This is a genomic window from Paenibacillus agri, from assembly GCF_013359945.1.
GTDB classification, from domain to species: Bacteria; Bacillota; Bacilli; order Paenibacillales; family Paenibacillaceae; genus Paenibacillus_AQ; species Paenibacillus_AQ agri.
In genome coordinates this window covers 1-16,320 of record NZ_JABWCS010000199.1, presented here as the reverse complement: position 1 = coordinate 16,320, position 16,320 = coordinate 1, and the positions used below count along the sequence as shown (strand labels likewise).

The following is a 16,320-nucleotide window of genomic DNA, read 5'->3' as shown; positions in this document are numbered from 1 at the left end:
GATTGTTAAATGAAAGGTTGCCTCACATCAATATATATTAAATTAATGTTAATTTGAACGGATTTATAATAAATTTATAGTTAATAAACTTAAAATAAAGATAAAGTACCATGAAAATTATAATACATTGGTTAATTATATGTATTAGGCACTATTGATTTCATCTTTTTCTTGATTTGTGTAAAATACATGTTAAATATACTTGTATATTCATGTTAGATATATCTTTGGGACTAGATGTTCCTATTAAATATGCCCACAGGTATGCAGACAGCACTAAAAGGCAGCGGAATCGGCTGCCTTTAGGAGTGACTCTATCTATTTTTTCAAAAGGTGACTCTTCGAAATTACTAGCCTTCTTTGGCGTTAGAGATTGAGTTTGGTTTGCCCATCCATATATTTGCGCAAGGCCTGGGGAATATAGATGCTGCCATCCTCTTGTTGATGGTTCTCCAGGAGTGGAATCAGAATCCGCGGCGTAGCCACGGCAGTGTTGTTCAGAGTATGGCAATACTGCAGTCGTCCATCGTAATCCCGATAGCGAATGCCCGACCGCCGGGCCTGGAAATCCAGCAGATTGGAGGCCGAATGGGTCTCTCCGTATGCGCCTCTGCTAGGCATCCAGGTCTCGATATCGTACTGCTTATGCGTCTTTAGGGCCATATCCCCAGTACAGACGGCAACTACTCTGTAAGGCAGTTCCAGCAGCTCAAGAATATATTCGGCATTGGCCGTAATTTCCTGAAGAAGGCTCTCCGATACACCCTCATCTTTCCGGCAAAGAATAACCTGCTCAATCTTCGAGAACTGATGCACCCGGTACAGTCCGCGTACATCCCGTCCCGCCGAGCCGACCTCGCGCCGGAAGCAGGCCGACATGCCGGCTAGACGAAGGGGGTTATCCAGATCTACGATCTCATCGCTGTATAGCGATACGAGCGAGACCTCCGAGGTTCCGGCGAGCCAGCGATTTTCCCCGTTCAGCTCGTAGGTCTGATCCATTCCCCCCGGGAAAAATCCGGTGCGCTGTAGTGTCTCCGGACGAACTATCACTGGCACATCCATAACGGTGAAGCCGCGCTCGGTCAATACATCCAGCGCGAGCCGCTGTACTGCAAGGTGCAGGTAGAGTCCCGCTCCCTTAAGCACATAGCTGCGCGGTCCACCGGCCTTGACACCCCGCGGGATATCCAGAATATCGTGCATTTCACCGAGTTCTACATGATCACGCGGCGTGAAATCGAATTCCGGCGGTGTCCCGACTCGGCGCAGTTCGACATTATCGCTATCATCACGTCCTACGGGCGTATCCAGCGATACAGGGTTCGGGGCGAGCAGCATCAGCTCGCTACAGCGCTGCTCAGCTTCGGCCAGACCGGCCTCCAGCCCCGTTAGCGCACTATTGATCTCGCGCACATGTTCCTTAGCGGCCTCTCCGGCAGGGCGGTCGCCCTCTCGTAGCCGTTGCTCCACCTCTTTGGTCAGCACATTGCGCTTCGCCCGCAGCTGCTCCGTCTCCTGAAGCAGGCTGCGCCGCTTATCCTCCCATGCCAGCAATTCATCCAGTGGAAACACCACCTTCTTCTGCGTTGCCGTGTTTCTGAGAGTCTCCGTGTTTTCCTTGATCCAATTCATGTCCAGCATACCGTTTCGCTCCTTTTGTCTTATAAAAACACAAAAAACGCCCTCATCCATGGGACGAGGAGCGTCAGCTCGCGGTGCCACCCAGGTTGACCGAATCACCCTATAGCATAATGAATTCGATCCTCTTTGGTCTTCGCGGTAACGGGCGAAACCCGGTAAACTTAGGGAACACATAGAATTGCTCCGGTCGCAGACGCCTCACGGTTGGATGCCGGTCATTGGCCTGATCTCAATTTAATATTGTTGCTTAGTATAACGTAAGAAAGAAATCTACGCAAGGGGGAGCGACTTCACGTTTATGTTTGACAAAAATCCGCTCCCTTTGTTACGATTAGATTTAATTTAAAGTATTTTAGTCGGAATAAGCAGCGCAAGCTGATAAACAGAACAGAAGAGGTGGAGAAGTTGGCTAAAATTGTTGTCATTAACGGAACGCCATCCCTGGTATCACGCATCAATGCAGTCATCGAATATGCTGAGGCGGATCTGGTCCGTCGCGGTTTTGAGGTTGACCGTATTAATGTAGCGGAGCTGCCAGCGGAGGATTTGATTCATACCAAGTTTGAGAGTGAAGCCATCGTTAAAGCGAATGGTCTGGTCGCGGAAGCGGATGCTGTGATCGTAGTCAGCCCGGTATACAAAGCCTCTTACACCGGCGTGCTGAAGACTTTCCTGGATCTGGTTCCACAAAAAGGGCTAGCCGGCAAAGTCGTGCTTCCGCTCTTTATGGGCGGCAGTCTGGCGCATCTATTATCTATTGACTACGCGCTGAAGCCTGTGCTATCCGTGCTGGGTGCACGTTACATTCTGGGCGGCGTATACGCTGTGGACTCCCAGGTCGTTCGTAACGATCAGGGCCAAGTGAACGTCGCCGAGGAATTGCAGCTGCGTCTGAATGCTGCTCTGGAAGAGCTTGCTGAGGAAACCGAGCATCGTGTTGCCCGGGGAGTTAAAGCCTAAGAGGGTAGCCATTATCCGCTATCATAATATGAATGAAAGAAGCGTCTCTTCCGCACCGTCAGGGTGGGAGAGACGCTTTTTTATGTAATGGCATTAGAAATAATCAATATAATGCAGCCCATTTGTGATTAAAGGGTATTACCTCAACCGTTCTCATCGTCAACCTCCTTGATACACTCATTTATTCCTAAATAAACAAGCACAAGAGCGGCTTCATTTTAACAGATCTATAAAAGAAAAAGCAGAACCGCACTATACGGTCTGCTTATATTTATCTTACAAATCATCAAATCCGTTATCGTCGCCTACCTTGCCGTAGTTGCGGGACTTGGCTTCGAAGAAGTCGGTTTTGGTCGCGTTCAGTGCGTCATCAGAGAAAGGCTTGATCCAAGGCATGCAGTTCACATCTACACCTTCATAAGCTTTTTCCATACCCATCAGGGTTAGACGCTTGTTCGCAATGTACTTGATGTAGTCGCCGAGTTCGTTCAGGTCAATGCCTTCTACATTAGAGAGGGTATAATGAGCCCAGTTGGTCTCCAGTTCCACCGCACGGTCAAAAGTACGATAAACATAATCCATATTTTCCTTGGTGTTCAGCTCCGGGAAATCGGCCAGCAACTGCTTGAACACTTCAGCGAAGAAGTAGCAGTGCTGATTCTCGTCACGTTGGATATAAGAGATCATCTGGCTGGTCGCCATCATCTTCTGGTCACGGGCCAGATTGTAGAAGAAGGCAAAGGTGCTATAGAAGAAGACCCCTTCGAGAATGAGATCGGCTACGAGCGCACGGAAGAAAGTGTCCTTGGACGGCTCATCGCGGAATGCTTGATAGATTTCGGAAATGAACTGATTGCGTTCCAATAGCACAGGGTCTTTTTTCCAATATTCGAAAATTTCCTTCTGCTCGCCCTCCGATACGATGGAAGAAAGAACGTAGGAATAGGACTGGTTGTGTACAACCTCCTGCTGTCCAATAATGGCGGAGATCGCCTCCAGCGAGGAGTCGGTTAAATACCGCTTCACATCACCTACATACATCGTTTGCATGGAATCCAGCACGGCCAGCAGGGCGATGTTGATTTTGAATACACGCTGCTCCTCAGGGTCCAGGTTCGGAAATTGTTGAGCATCCTTGGACATTGGAATTTCATCGGCGATCCAGTGGTTCAGCAGCAGCACCTTGTACAGTTTGTACATGTGGGGCATGCGGATATCGTTCCAGTTCAGAATTCCGGAGCATTCACCTTCGATGATGCGTGTGGATTGGTTGGGTGCTTCGGTGTTGAATATTTTTTGCAATTGCATTTATTTTTCCCTCCATTTTTTGCGCGTTTAAACTAAGCAGATCGTTTTAAAATCCGAAGCCTTAAAAGTCACTTCGAGCAATGTTTGAATTTCCAGTCACTGTAGACAGCCTACGTTGCGAGCTTTCCTACGGAAAGCTTTCAGGCGAACGCTATGCTTCTACAGTTCCAAACGTTCCTCTCCGTGACTCAGGCTGTGTAATTAACGGCATTTTTGTACCTTAATATCACTGTACTACCGGGGTTAGTGGTAATTAAGGGCAATTTTGTACCTTAAATCTACTATAAAACCTCTTTCAGAGCATTTTTTCTAAAATAAGGTACAATAATGCGCTTATTTCCCTTATTCACCTTCATTTAATAAATATAAGGTACAAAAATGCTCTTAGTTGGAGGTAACCCCTTCACTTCATGCAGCCGTTGAAATCTGGCGGCAACTTAGGTTCACGGTGCTGACTATCCCTGAGATAGCTTAAGCTCATGGATGCGGGCTATCCTGCCGAAAGCTTTCAGACAAGTGCTTCGCTCCCACAGCTCTAAACTTCCCTCTTTCTTTCCGCTCTTTGTTAATTTCTTTTATTCATCTAATATGAATAATTTTTAGCTCGCGCAAGATTCGCACTCTTCAATCGTTAATGCACGGCTGCGCACATAATAAGTGGATTTCAGGCCGCCCTTCCAGGCGTTCAGGTGCAGCTCCAGGAACTCTGTTGCTTTGATGTCAGGGCGCACATACAGGTTGAAGCTTTGCGCTTGATCGACATGGCGCTGACGGGCCGAAGCCATGCGGATCGACCAGTTCTGGTCAATCATGAAAGCTGTTTTATAGTACCAGATGGTCTTCTCGGACAGATCTGGGGCAGGGTTGGCAATTTTGTACGTTGTTTTCTCCTCGTAGGAGAGCAGTTCGTACAATGGGTCAATACTGGCTGTAGAGCCGGCAATGATCGAAGTGGAGCCGTTCGGCGCAATCGCGAACATCCAGGCGTTACGAACGCCGTCTTTGGCAACTTCTTCTTGCAGTTCACGCCATTGCTCAGTGGTCACATATTTGCCTTCTTGCTCGCCGCTGGTGTAGCCGCGTGAGGTAAAGTATGCGCCAGATTCCCAATCGGAACCTGCGAATTTCGGATAACGTCCTTTTTCGCGAGCGAGCTCCATGCTGGAACGTACCAGTAGATAGTTAATATGCTCGTACAGATGGTTGTTGTATTCTACGGCCTCTTCGGATTCCCAACGGATGCCTTTCAGGGCCAGCAAGTGATGCAGACCGAAAGTTCCGAGGCCGACGGCACGGTATTGGCTGTTCGTATATTGAGCTTGCAATACTTCAATGTTGTTGATGTCGATAACGTTATCCAGCATACGAACCTGGATCGGTACCAGACGCTCCAGCACACCTGCAGGAACTGCACGGGCCAAGTGGATGGAGTTCAGGTTGCAGACTACGAAATCACCAGGGATTTTGGAGATAACGATCCGGGTCTGGCCGTCTTTGGTCACCAGTTCTTCTTGTTCAATAACCGTAGCGGATTGGTTCTGCATGATCTCGGTGCACAGGTTGGAGGAGAAGACCATACCTGCATGTCTGTTCGGGTTAGCACGGTTAACGGTGTCACGGTAGAACATGTATGGTGTGCCTGTCTCAAGCTGAGACTTCATAATCCGTTTCATAATGTCGATGGCCGGAACGGTGATCCGGGATAACTCCAGATTAGCCGTAGCTTCTGCATATTTCTCACGGAAGGTGCCTTGTCCAAGCTCTTCGTCGTAGAAATCTTCAAGACCGAGCGGGCGGCCATTCTCGTCCTTCCAGCCCATCACTTTCTTGATTTCATGCGGACAGAACAGGTTCCAGTGGCTGCGTGCTTCTACAGCTTCCATGAACAAGTCCGGCAGGCAGACGCCGTGGAAAACGTCATGCGCGCGCATCCGCTCGTCGCCGTTGTTCAGCTTAAGATCCAGGAAGGCCAGAATGTCCTTGTGGAAGACGTCAAGATATACAGCCACGGCGCCTTTGCGCGTACCAAGCTGGTCTACGCTGACAGCGGTATTGTTCAGCTGGCGAATCCACGGGATAACGCCGGAGCTGGTGTTCTTGTGACCACGGATATCGGAACCGCGGGCCCGGACTTTACCAAGGTAGACACCGATACCGCCGCCCATTTTACTGAGTCTGGCCACGTCTGTATTGGAATCGAAGATCCCTTCGAGAGAGTCGTCTACAGTGTCGATGAAGCAGCTGGAGAGCTGACCGGCTACTTTTTTACCCGCATTGGACATAGTTGGAGTAGCAGCAGTCATATAGATGTTGCTCATCGCCCAGTAGGCTTCTTTTACAAGCTCCATACGTTTCTCTTCCGGCTCGGTGTGCATCAGGTACATCGCAATGATCATGTAACGCTCTTGCGGCAATTCCATGACACGGCCGTCAAAATCATGCGCCAAATAGCGGTCAGACAGGGTCAGTAGGCCAATATAGTCAAACAGCAAGTCGCGGGTATAGTCAATTGTAGCGCCAAGCTCGTTAATTTGTGCCTTCGTATAGTGGGAGAGCAATTCTTCGCGGTAGATCCCTTTTTTCACCAGGTCAGCAATCAGGGGATACAGCTCGCCGTAGGGCTCTTCCGGATAGGCTTTATAACGGCGGTTTACAGCAGCTTTCTTATATAATGAAGTTAAAAGCGAACGTGCAGCAGCAAATTTCCATTCCGGCTCTTCTTTGCTTACCAGTTCCAGGGCGCTCATCGTGAATGCGCTGCTGATTTCTTCTCCGCTCACTTCGTCACGGCGTAGCTTAGATTGTACTCCACGCAGGAGGGACTCCTTGCTAAGTTGTTCAAGTCCGTTCAGAATGCGGTCAGCGTATACGGAAAGGCGGATTTCATCAAAAGCCAATTGGCGATTATCGGGTTTTACTACGAGTTGCGGCATAATTGTACATCCCTTCATATTTTGAATTTAATTATGATTATTAAAAATTGATCTATTAGACCGTAAAAGGCGCCAAAAACGGCTAAAGCGTCGTTGGCTGCCAAAGTACGATGTCAGGGCCGGCAAGGCTGGCCTCAATATCAATAATGCGTTGATTAGAGCTCCCGCGGTAGGGGAGAGTGGTATCCTTTAATGCTTCTTCAAAACGTCCGTCAATCAGCACCTGACACTGGCTGAGCAGACGCCATTCCGGCGAACCGGATACCGCTGTAACCTCTTCGTACGTGTACCCGCTGTAGATCCAGACGGGGAAGTCTGGGAGCGTGGCACGAAGTTCCTCAATGAACTCTACTACTTCTTCTGCAGAAAAGAAAGGGTCACCGCCTGCCAATGTTAGTCCGTCCAGTAGCGGGTTGGCCGCAATCTCCGCGATTAGCTCGCGTCTGCGCTCCGGGGTAAAGGCTTCCCCGTAATTAAAATTCCACGTCTTCGGATTGAAGCAGCCCGGGCAGCGGTGGCGGCACCCGCTAATGAAGAGGACGGCCCGCAGGCCCTCACCTTCATTGATTGACTCGGGGTAGTAGCCGCAAATATTCATAGATGCTTAACCCGGTCCCTTACTTCCGCCTGCTTGGCCGCATTGAAGCGGGTCTGATAATCTCCGGTTAAATATCCTGTCACCCGGCGTAGACGCCGGATGTGAACTTCATTCTCATGTGCGCCGCAGGAAGGGCAATTCGTGCCGATAACCCCTTCATAGCCGCAGTCGGAGCAGCGGTCTATAGGGTGGTTAATGCTAAAGTAGCTAATCTCCTGCTCTAGAGCGTAGCGAATAATTTTGACAAAAGCGGCCGGATTGCTGCGTGCGTTGCCATCTAATTCGACATACGAGATCGCACCGGCGTTGCAGTACTCATGGAATGGAGCTTCCAGACTGATCTTCTGGGCAGCGCCCAGAGTGTAGTATACAGGAATGTGAAACGAGTTGGTATAATATTCGCGGTCGGTGACACCGGGAATGGATCCCAGTACCTTATGATCGATCTTCGTGAACTTGCCGGACAATCCTTCGGCAGGTGTAGCGAAGAGGGTGATATTGAGATTATATTCCTCGCTCTTCCGATCGCAATATTCCCGCATGTGGCGGACGATAGCCAGCGCTTTGGTGTGAACATCCATGTCTTCTCCGTGGTGCTTACCGTACATCGCCTTCATACATTCGGCAATCCCGATGAAGCCAAGGGACAGACTGCCATGTTTCAGTAGCTCACCAACGCTATCCTCTGGCGCCAAATGTTCGCCGCCTTCCCAGACTCCTTCACGCATCATGAAATCGGATGCTTTGGCCTTCTGGGAGGCTTGAATGCGGAAGCGGTGAAGCAGACCGTCCAGCGCAACGTCCAGATAATGATCAAGGTCTCTATAGAAGCCTTCTTCGTCGGCTACCATGCGGCGACCTGTGACGATGCCATGTGCCAAACCGAGTCGCACCAGATTCAGCGTATTAAAGGAAAGGTTACCTTTACCAGAGCAATGATTGCGGCCAAAACGGTCGCTAAGCACGCGGGTGCGGCAGCCCATGGTGGCGAACTCGGTATCGGGATTAGAAGAATCATAATACTGCATATTGAGCGGTGCGTCCAGGTTGGCGAAGTTCGGATATAGTCTGCGTGCAGAGCACTCAGCCGCCTTGATGAACAGTTCGTAGTTCGGATCACCTGGTTGCTGGTTGACACCTTGCTTACACTTGAAGATTTGAATCGGGAACACTGGCGTCTCGCCACTGCCGAGTCCGTGCATCGTTGCCGTCAGCAAGGAACTGATCACAAGTTGGCCTTCCGGCGAGGTGCAAGTTCCGTAGTTGATGCTGGTGAACGGAATTTGTCCGCCGGACCGGCTCGACATGGTGTTCAGGTTATGTATCATACTCTCGGCGGCCTGGAGTGTTTCACTTTCGGTTTCTTTTATCGCAAAACGGAACGCCTTAGGATACTGCTCTGCCAGATCCGTACGGCTCATATGAATCTCGCCAAGGTCTAGCGGTTCTGTGGTTTGGATCTCTTCAAAATAATCCAGGCCCTTGCGGAACAGCTTGGCAAAGGACTTGGTGACATAAGGAGCCAGATCGTAGTCCAGCTTATTGGCGGATACGCCGCCGTATTGGGCATTTTGCTGGGATTGGAAAATAATCGCTACCAGCGCCATTGCCGTCATAATCGAGTTCGGGGGGCGTACACTGCCATTCCCCGTGTTGAAGCCTTCACGCAGAAGCTTCTCGAACGGGATAAAAATACAATTGGTCGTTCCGATCGCATATTGGTCCAGATCATGCACATAGACGACGTTGTCCTTGATGGCTTGTACCAACTGCGGCGGCATCGTGAAGTTACGGGCATACCATTTGGAATATTCACTGCCGAACTTGCTCATTTTACCGGAGAAACTCTCCCCGTTCAAATTTGCGTTCTCCCTGAGCAAGTCCAAGTCTCTGCTGTCAATAATATCGCGCCCCAAATGAATAACTTCTTCCAATAAAGATTCCTGTGCCTGTTGACCACTGTTGTACGGCTTCTCCAGCAACGTCATGTACTGATCTCCTCCCCATATAAAAAGACATCCTCTGCTGTGACATACAGAAAATGCCCGTGTGCTTGTCGTAACTATCCTGTGATGTAGGCTTGCATGCGGACACTGTTTCTACTTCCTGCACACCTCTATTAATCTCCCTGTTACAGAAGGTTGAAATAACTGTTTCCTACTATATTTTGTCGATAGAGACTACATTACATCAATATATTGTGTTTGTCCACCGAATTCTGTGAACCCTTGCCACGCCTGAGATCATCCCTTTTCTCCACAGGAAGTCCACAGAACCATCCACAGGTAATCCACAAATCATCCACAAAAAACCCTGAAATGATTCATAATTTATCCGAAAATATGCCACAAACCGTCCATAAATGAGATATGGGTTTTTACTAGATTTTGTGCTACGAGAGCTAGAGTTCTCTAAGGGCAGGAGACAATTATACATCCGGTTTGTAGGAGAGACGGAGAGTGGGTACAATAAGGGAAAGTAGTTTTTTTTCAAAAATGAAAAGACAAGGGAGGGATTTAGCATGCCGATAGCTGAAGTTACGGTCATTCCGATTGGCACGGGCAGTACCAGTCTCAGCGCTTATGTTGCGGATATGCAGCGTGTGCTGGAGACAGTGGAGGGAGTGACGTATGAGCTTACATCCATGGGAACCATTATTGAAGGCCCGCTACAGCGGATTCTCGCCGCAGTGGAAGCCCTGCATGAGTCTCCTTTTACTAACGGAGCCCAGCGTGTTTCCACTGCCGTCAAGATCGATGACCGCCGCGACAAGTCCTCTAGCAGTAGAAGTAAGCTTGAGTCCGTAGAGCGTAAGCTCCATGCCGATCCGGCGGAATAGGCGCCTTGCAGACTGCTTTAAATGAGGTTGCATTTTCCATAATACGGAGTATAATATTTTTTGTTTGACGAAGGTAAAGCTTCAAGCTGGTGTAGCTCAGGGGTAGAGCAACGCACTCGTAATGCGTAGGCCGGGGGTTCAATTCCCTTCACCAGCATCCTCAATAAGACGATAATGGCGCGGATTCCGAATTTTTTGGAACTGCGCCTTTTCTGTTCTTCTACCAATTTCCTAAACTAATTTAATTAATTCTCTTTAGTTCTTCATCAATAAAGTTTTGTGTAGCTCTTTCTTTAGAAAATTTATCGTTATTATATTCTTTAGATCCATGCTTTGGAACAGATAAACTTTCCCAACTACTCTTCTTTAGAACTTTTGCGGCGTAAATGATTTGCCCAACGTGATATGGGTAATGTGCCAATTGTCTATTGATTGCTTCAATAACGGTGTGCCCTTCGTTCCGTATATAAATAATTTGTGATAATTGATCGGCATGAATTGAATCGATTGCATTGAATAAACATGTCCAGCCTTCGTTCCATTTTATTAAAAGATCCTCTTTAGTATTAATGTCATTCTCAAACTCCGAATCTCTATCTCTCCATGATTTTTCTCCGTCAGTGCTTAAAAAATCTGTCCATCTTGAAAGCATATTTCCCCATAAGTGTTTTACTATAGTTGCAATGCTATTGGAATCGTCATTAAAAGTTACAAATAATTGTTCGGGATCTACTTGATTAATGGCGGCTTCCCCAAGGGTTTTGTAATAAAGAAATTGTTTTTTGATACTTTCCAAATAGATTTGCTCATTATCCATTTCAAACACCTTGCTTTCGTATATTATTTTTAATGATCTTATTCTATCAGAAGTCCATTATTTCTGTTCGGACACAGGGGCTAATAGAACTCAATAACACATAAATGTGTTGCATTCGTAATGCGTAAGCCCGGGGTCAAATCTCTTCACCAGCGTCCTCAAAAAGACAATAAAGGCGCGGATTCCGTGGGTTCGGAGCCGCGCCTTTTTTTAATTAAAGTACTCGTTAAATTATTTATTTCTTTGCCAAAGTGACGGCTGCTTCTTCTGCTTCTTTAAAAGCTTTCTTTAATATCTCGTCCTTGTCCAGTAGAGCAGTCCCTTGTACTCTAAGGGTTTGGAAGTCCTCGATACCAAAGAAATTAAACATCGACTTCAAATATTTATGTGAGTATTCAACTTCAGTATACCAGTCATCATTGGTATAGATCGAACCACTTGCCTGAATGACTACTGTGCTTCTCCCATCCTTTAAAAGTCCCACTGATCCTGTATCGGTATACTTAAATGTCTCCCTTGCAATCATAATGTTATCGACATAATCCTTAAGCTTTGATGGAACGTTAAAGTTATGCAGCGGGTGAACAATAAGATATTTATTAGCACTTTTGAATTGCTGCAATATTTCATTCATTCTTCCGGTTACTTCTTTTTCTTGAGTAGTTAGGGCTTCGCCTTGCGCAGACTTGTCCCAAGCGCCTAGGACAATTTTATCAATTAAAGGGATTTCATCTTCATATAGGTTAATTTGTTCTATGATTTCATTATTAGGCTTATGCTTTTCATAAGTCTTCATGAAATGTTTGAATCCACTAAGGCTAAATGAAGTAGTTGAATCCACTAAAGGGTGTGCGTTAATGATAAGTAGCTTGCTCATTGGATAGTGCCTCCATAATAGTTTTTTAGTTGTACATTTATGTAGACAAATGAGCAGGACAATCTGTGACACTAAATCACAAAAAAATGAACTTTTACTGCATGGTTGTCTTGGTTAATTTTGTCCGGACATTTCATGATATATGCAAGTGGATTTTCGAAGGAGCACGAATCCCAGACACTCGCATTTAGAGTCCAATGGTTATCCTCTTCTTTTACAGACACATCAAAAAGGGATTTTCTATGTGAAATGCAAAAAAAACGCACTCCGATTCTCAGGAGTACGGTTCATGTACCATATACGCTGACTTTGCTCGTATGACAAAGTTTCATGCTACTGCTCAGCGTGCCTTTTTAAATACCCTCAATAAAAATAAGACAAGAAAAACAAAAATGAAGACAATACATAGAGCAGTTAAAAGCATTGTTTAGGGGAGGTGATGAGATTAATTAACGTTGAAACGATGACGATAATTACTGAGTATAAAAATGATTTTTTCAACATAGTTATGATGCCTTTCAATTTAAGTATAATTTTATTATATTGGAGTTTCTTAAAAAGCGAAATTTTTAATAAAGCCATATGACGTTCATTGTAATCACCCAAAAAGCTATTGTCACAGCCCTTTATTCCAGAATTATTCAGGTATAATCCGGTCGATCTCATGAATTCGGACAAATATTAAATGAGAAATGGAGGAGTACAAGATGGAGAACGGATATTTTGTGGGCTGGGGTACGCTTGCTTTAATTAATGCCGGACTGGCACAGGGCAAAAACAGAAGTGGACTGAATTGGTTCCTAATCTCATTATTGTGTGGACCGCTTGCGACTTTGTTTATTGTGGTGTTGGATAAGAAGTTCGATATCTAGATAAAAGAGCTATAGTAGGGATATACACCTGATAGCTCAGCGAAATAAAGAAGGAGATAACACAACATGCGTTGCTTAACAATACGGCAGCCCTGGGCTACATTGGTCGCGCTTGGTGAGAAAAACTACGAAACCCGTTCATGGCGAACGACATATCGGGGAGAACTGGCAATCCATGCCGGTCTTAAAATAGACAAGGCAGCATGTAGACGAGAGCCGTTCCAATCAATACTCGCAAAGCACGGCTATACAGAAGAGAATTTACCCACGGGTGTTATTATTGCTACAGGTAAACTGAAGGAGTGCCATGAAATTACCGGATTGAATAGTGTGGCGCAGTGGATAGGCGAGAACGAACGGGCTATTGGCGACTATACAGAAGGACGCTTCGCTTGGGAGCTAGAGAATGTTCGTCCGCTGGTTCATCACGTTCCGGCCAAAGGTCGGCTAGGATTCTGGGAGTATCCCCTTTCTGAAGAGGAGGAGCATTTCTGATCCTTGTTTAACAAAAATCGTGATATTTTTTAAGCTAATTTTTATCTTAAGATCAGCTTATTTTCAGGTTCGGGGGTTATATTGGATTTACCAAACGCCCCCCAGTGTTTAGTGGTATAGATTTGGGTCCTGCCAACTCCCATGGCAGGGCCTATTTTTTTAACCGATCCTTGGCATAGGGTGGATTTAGAGTTGAGGGGCAGGCTTGATTCCATATTGCTCCTGCTCATTTCGGAAAGCTGAAATATCCAGTCCTAGGTATCTGCGCATATGGATTCCTGCTTGGGCGGCAATGAGTTCATTCAGCAGCAGCATCCGTTCGTGATATCCCCGGCAGATGAATTTGGCTTCAAGGCCATGCGGGAGCTTATGTTGTTCATATACTTTGATGCCGCGCATTCTCATCTCCGTGCGGATATCCCTGAGATCTGCAGTAGCTGCACTGGCTGCCGTATCCAGAACTTCAAGATAAGGTGAAGGTGTTCGAAGCTGTGCGGAAATGATGCTGGCATCGCGTTCAAAAGCGGATAGGATCAGCGGGAGAAGCAAATACGATTTTACCAGATGATTGTCTATACTCTCGGCTTTGTGCATGCATATCACCACCTAAAATGAGAACGTATATTCCTATTCTACTCCGGATTTCAAAAAATATTCAATGGTATTTATAAACAAACACACATATGTGATTTAATTCACAATTTATTTGGAGGAATGATATTATATTTAATTTGAAATACTAAAAAGAAGACTAACTAATGTAATATTGAAGGAGAAGTGGGCCATGGAGCATGAGGGGAATATTTGTCGGGGGATGCTGTTCGGACTGTTCCTGAGTATTCCGTTATGGATATCAATTATCGGCTGGATACAGCTGTTCTAAAAAGAGGATAAAATGACGATTTGAAGCGCCTTTTGGCGCTTTTTTTATTTAAAGATTGTACAAAAAGGAATTCGTTGACAATGTGATAACGCCAAGCTAAACTATTGGTAAATTCATAATAAAACCCATTACATGGGCCTATCGTATGCTGTTTTGCGGGTATTTCTAGCAATTTATTATCGTCATGTATAATAGCAAACCGTCTGAAAAGGCGGGACGCAAAGTCCAGGAGTCTAAAGTGCTAATCAGTGCCATGACCGTCCGACTGCCATGAAGAGAGCTTCTCTACTTCTTGGTGGTCTTTTTTTGTTGTCATCGTAGCTGCTACGAGATCATATAGAATTTAATAGGAGGTGTAAGCATTGAGGAAAAAAATGAAGTCGGCAGTGAAATTGTTCCTGGCAGGGCTGCTGACTGTGGGAAGCACGTTTTCCCTGGGCGTCCCTGTGAACGCAACATCGGGCTTGCCGTATACCCCGACGCCAGTCTTGGGGGTTGCCGGGAATTTTAATGCTTTTGTGTTTGGAGATTTCACGCAGTCGAGCGACCAGATTCACGGGCGACTTGCCGCCGCAGGGAATATCAGCCTGAAAAGTTATGGTGTATCTAAGGATGCCCCGGGCGGCGATGTTCTAATTGCGGGAGGAAACATTAATCTGACTGATGGAACTGTGTATGGCACAGCCGTTTACGGGGGGGCTTTGACCAAGGAAAGGGCTGATATCAAAGAAGGCGAGAGAAAGGCTACTCCAATTGATTTTGATAGAGAAAAGCAATTTCTGATTAATAAATCGGCTGAGCTGGCGTCTCTCCCTGAAGCAGGATCGTTCACTAAAGAGTACGGGAAAATAACGATTAACGCCCCGGGAGCTTTTAATGTAGTGAATTTATCTGCCTCCGATTTGAAGGATGCCAATGGTCTTCAGTTCAACATTTCAAACAATGGCACTGTTATAGTCAATGTTAGCGGAGGCGCAGTCAGCATTCCGAGTTTTCAAATCTGGGGAGGAAGCCCCCGGAAGGTATTATTTAATTTTTATCAAGCAGGCTCAATCAGTATAGCTAATACAACCATAGAAGGTACAATTCTGGCGCCGAAAGCAAGTGTGTTCTACAATTACGCGGAATTGCATGGTACGTTGATAGCCACTTCATTCAACGGTTTTGTGCAAATGCACCATTATCCGTTTGAAGGAACCACCCCGTCAACAACGCCTACGCCTACGCCAAGCCCAAGTCCGACACCAACCGTGACACCAACACCGTCACCGAGTGCAACGCCGAAGCCGACAGCAACACCGACAGCAACGGCCACACCAAGTGCGACGCCAACAGCAACACCGACAGCGACGGTAACACCAAGTGCGACGCCAACGCCAACACCGACGGCAACGCCAAGTGCGACGCCAACCGCTACACCAAGTGCGACGCCAACGGCTACACCGACAGCGACAACTAAACCAAGTCCAACGCCAAAACCAACGTCCACACCAAAGCCAACACCAACACCAACACCAACACCGTGCCCAACACCAACACCAACGCCAACACCGACACCGTGCCCAACGCCAACACCAACACCAAAGCCGACAAAAACACCCAAGCCAACGCCAACGGTAACGCCGAAGCCGACAGCAACGCCGAAGCCGACAGCAACGCCGAAGCCAACAGCAACGCCGAAGCCAACAGCAACGCCGACGCCAACAGCAACACCGACGGCAACGCCGACACCAACACCGACACCAACAGCGACGCCAACGGCTACGCCGACAGCGACGCCGAAGCCGACACCAACACCAACGGCTACGCCGACAGCGACGCCGAAGCCAACACCGACACCAACGGCAACGCCGACAGCGACGCCGACACCAACACCAACGGCTACGCCGACAGCGACGCCGAAGCCGACACCAACACCAACGGCTACGCCGACGCCGACACCAACACCAACGGCTACGCCGACGCCGACACCAACACCAACGGCTACGCCGACGCCGACACCAACACCAACGGCTACGCCGACAGCGACGCCGACGCCGACACCAACACCAACGGCTACGCCGACGCCGACACCAACACCAACGGCTACGCCGA

The 16,320-nt window shown here is 47.3% G+C and carries 13 protein-coding genes, 1 tRNA gene and 1 riboswitch; of the genes, 6 read left to right on the top strand and 8 right to left on the bottom strand.

Features of this window, described 5'->3' with window-relative positions; translation table 11 throughout:
- Positions 1-366 precede the first annotated feature (366 nt).
- Complete coding sequence (gene serS / locus HPT30_RS07685; RefSeq protein ID WP_175370828.1) at positions 367-1,644, bottom strand: serine--tRNA ligase; 1,278 nt, start codon at positions 1,642-1,644, stop codon at positions 367-369.
- 405 nt (positions 1,645-2,049) lie between these two features.
- Between serS and ssuE the strand changes: the two genes are divergently transcribed.
- Positions 2,050-2,604 (top strand): NADPH-dependent FMN reductase, encoded by a 555-nt coding sequence (gene ssuE, locus HPT30_RS07680; protein WP_066374736.1) that lies wholly within the window; start codon positions 2,050-2,052, stop codon positions 2,602-2,604.
- Positions 2,605-2,880: 276 nt separating this feature from the next.
- On the opposite strand, the gene HPT30_RS07675 is transcribed toward ssuE, so the two are convergent.
- The 4 genes from HPT30_RS07675 to HPT30_RS07660 form a co-directional block, all read right to left on the bottom strand.
- A complete protein-coding gene (locus HPT30_RS07675; RefSeq protein WP_175370827.1) occupies positions 2,881-3,912 on the bottom strand; it encodes a ribonucleotide-diphosphate reductase subunit beta in 1,032 nt (343 codons plus the stop codon).
- Positions 3,913-4,511: 599 nt separating this feature from the next.
- Positions 4,512-6,845, bottom strand: a complete 2,334-nt coding sequence (locus HPT30_RS07670; protein ID WP_066374731.1) for a ribonucleoside-diphosphate reductase subunit alpha — start codon at positions 6,843-6,845, stop codon at positions 4,512-4,514.
- 82 nt (positions 6,846-6,927) lie between these two features.
- Positions 6,928-7,443, bottom strand: coding sequence for an anaerobic ribonucleoside-triphosphate reductase activating protein (gene nrdG, locus HPT30_RS07665; RefSeq protein WP_066374729.1), 516 nt, complete (start codon positions 7,441-7,443; stop codon positions 6,928-6,930).
- On the bottom strand, positions 7,440-9,431 hold the full coding sequence (locus HPT30_RS07660; protein WP_175370826.1) for an anaerobic ribonucleoside triphosphate reductase: 1,992 nt from the start codon (positions 9,429-9,431) through the stop codon (positions 7,440-7,442). Before HPT30_RS07660 ends, nrdG begins: the two co-directional genes overlap by 4 nt.
- A gap of 533 nt (positions 9,432-9,964) precedes the next feature.
- Here HPT30_RS07660 and HPT30_RS07655 point away from each other — a divergent pair.
- Together HPT30_RS07655 and HPT30_RS07650 are read left to right on the top strand one after the other, a co-directional pair.
- On the top strand, positions 9,965-10,282 hold the full coding sequence (locus tag HPT30_RS07655) for an MTH1187 family thiamine-binding protein (protein ID WP_175370825.1): 318 nt from the start codon (positions 9,965-9,967) through the stop codon (positions 10,280-10,282).
- An 85-nt stretch (positions 10,283-10,367) separates the two neighbouring features.
- A tRNA-Thr gene (locus tag HPT30_RS07650) sits at positions 10,368-10,439 on the top strand.
- 84 nt (positions 10,440-10,523) lie between these two features.
- Here HPT30_RS07650 and HPT30_RS07645 read toward each other — a convergent pair.
- The gene (locus HPT30_RS07645; protein ID WP_175370824.1) at positions 10,524-11,099 is read right to left on the bottom strand and encodes a DUF1572 family protein; all 576 of its coding nucleotides are present in this window, start codon (positions 11,097-11,099) and stop codon (positions 10,524-10,526) included.
- A 235-nt stretch (positions 11,100-11,334) separates the two neighbouring features.
- A complete protein-coding gene (locus tag HPT30_RS07640) occupies positions 11,335-11,976 on the bottom strand; it encodes an FMN-dependent NADH-azoreductase (protein ID WP_175370823.1) in 642 nt (213 codons plus the stop codon).
- A gap of 707 nt (positions 11,977-12,683) precedes the next feature.
- On the opposite strand from HPT30_RS07640, the gene HPT30_RS07635 reads away from it, so the two are divergent.
- Together HPT30_RS07635 and HPT30_RS07630 are read left to right on the top strand one after the other, a co-directional pair.
- Positions 12,684-12,848 (top strand): hypothetical protein, encoded by a 165-nt coding sequence (locus HPT30_RS07635; RefSeq protein WP_175370822.1) that lies wholly within the window; start codon positions 12,684-12,686, stop codon positions 12,846-12,848.
- Between the two features lie 66 nt (positions 12,849-12,914).
- Positions 12,915-13,343, top strand: a complete 429-nt coding sequence (locus tag HPT30_RS07630) for an ASCH domain-containing protein (RefSeq protein ID WP_175370821.1) — start codon at positions 12,915-12,917, stop codon at positions 13,341-13,343.
- 186 nt (positions 13,344-13,529) lie between these two features.
- Here HPT30_RS07630 and HPT30_RS07625 read toward each other — a convergent pair whose 3' ends face one another.
- The gene (locus tag HPT30_RS07625) at positions 13,530-13,937 is read right to left on the bottom strand and encodes a YhjD family protein (RefSeq protein WP_175370820.1); all 408 of its coding nucleotides are present in this window, start codon (positions 13,935-13,937) and stop codon (positions 13,530-13,532) included.
- A gap of 472 nt (positions 13,938-14,409) precedes the next feature.
- Positions 14,410-14,499, top strand: a riboswitch (cyclic di-GMP riboswitch).
- Between the two features lie 89 nt (positions 14,500-14,588).
- Here HPT30_RS07625 and HPT30_RS07620 point away from each other — a divergent pair.
- A partial coding sequence (locus HPT30_RS07620; RefSeq protein WP_175370819.1) for a choice-of-anchor A family protein occupies positions 14,589-16,320 on the top strand: 1,732 nt, incomplete at its 3' end.

What these genes read in the sequence shown, in the direction of transcription:
- HPT30_RS07625 (WP_175370820.1), bottom strand. Translation starts at nt 13,937, where the DNA reads ATGCACAAAGCCGAGAGTATAGACAATCATCTGGTAAAATCGTATTTG.
- HPT30_RS07655 (WP_175370825.1), top strand. Translation starts at nt 9,965, where the DNA reads ATGCCGATAGCTGAAGTTACGGTCATTCCGATTGGCACGGGCAGTACC.
- HPT30_RS07645 (WP_175370824.1), bottom strand. Translation starts at nt 11,099, where the DNA reads ATGGATAATGAGCAAATCTATTTGGAAAGTATCAAAAAACAATTTCTT.
- serS (WP_175370828.1), bottom strand. Translation starts at nt 1,644, where the DNA reads ATGCTGGACATGAATTGGATCAAGGAAAACACGGAGACTCTCAGAAAC.
- HPT30_RS07640 (WP_175370823.1), bottom strand. Translation starts at nt 11,976, where the DNA reads ATGAGCAAGCTACTTATCATTAACGCACACCCTTTAGTGGATTCAACT.
- HPT30_RS07635 (WP_175370822.1), top strand. Translation starts at nt 12,684, where the DNA reads ATGGAGAACGGATATTTTGTGGGCTGGGGTACGCTTGCTTTAATTAAT.
- HPT30_RS07675 (WP_175370827.1), bottom strand. Translation starts at nt 3,912, where the DNA reads ATGCAATTGCAAAAAATATTCAACACCGAAGCACCCAACCAATCCACA.
- nrdG (WP_066374729.1), bottom strand. Translation starts at nt 7,443, where the DNA reads ATGAATATTTGCGGCTACTACCCCGAGTCAATCAATGAAGGTGAGGGC.
- HPT30_RS07660 (WP_175370826.1), bottom strand. Translation starts at nt 9,431, where the DNA reads ATGACGTTGCTGGAGAAGCCGTACAACAGTGGTCAACAGGCACAGGAA.
- HPT30_RS07630 (WP_175370821.1), top strand. Translation starts at nt 12,915, where the DNA reads ATGCGTTGCTTAACAATACGGCAGCCCTGGGCTACATTGGTCGCGCTT.
- HPT30_RS07670 (WP_066374731.1), bottom strand. Translation starts at nt 6,845, where the DNA reads ATGCCGCAACTCGTAGTAAAACCCGATAATCGCCAATTGGCTTTTGAT.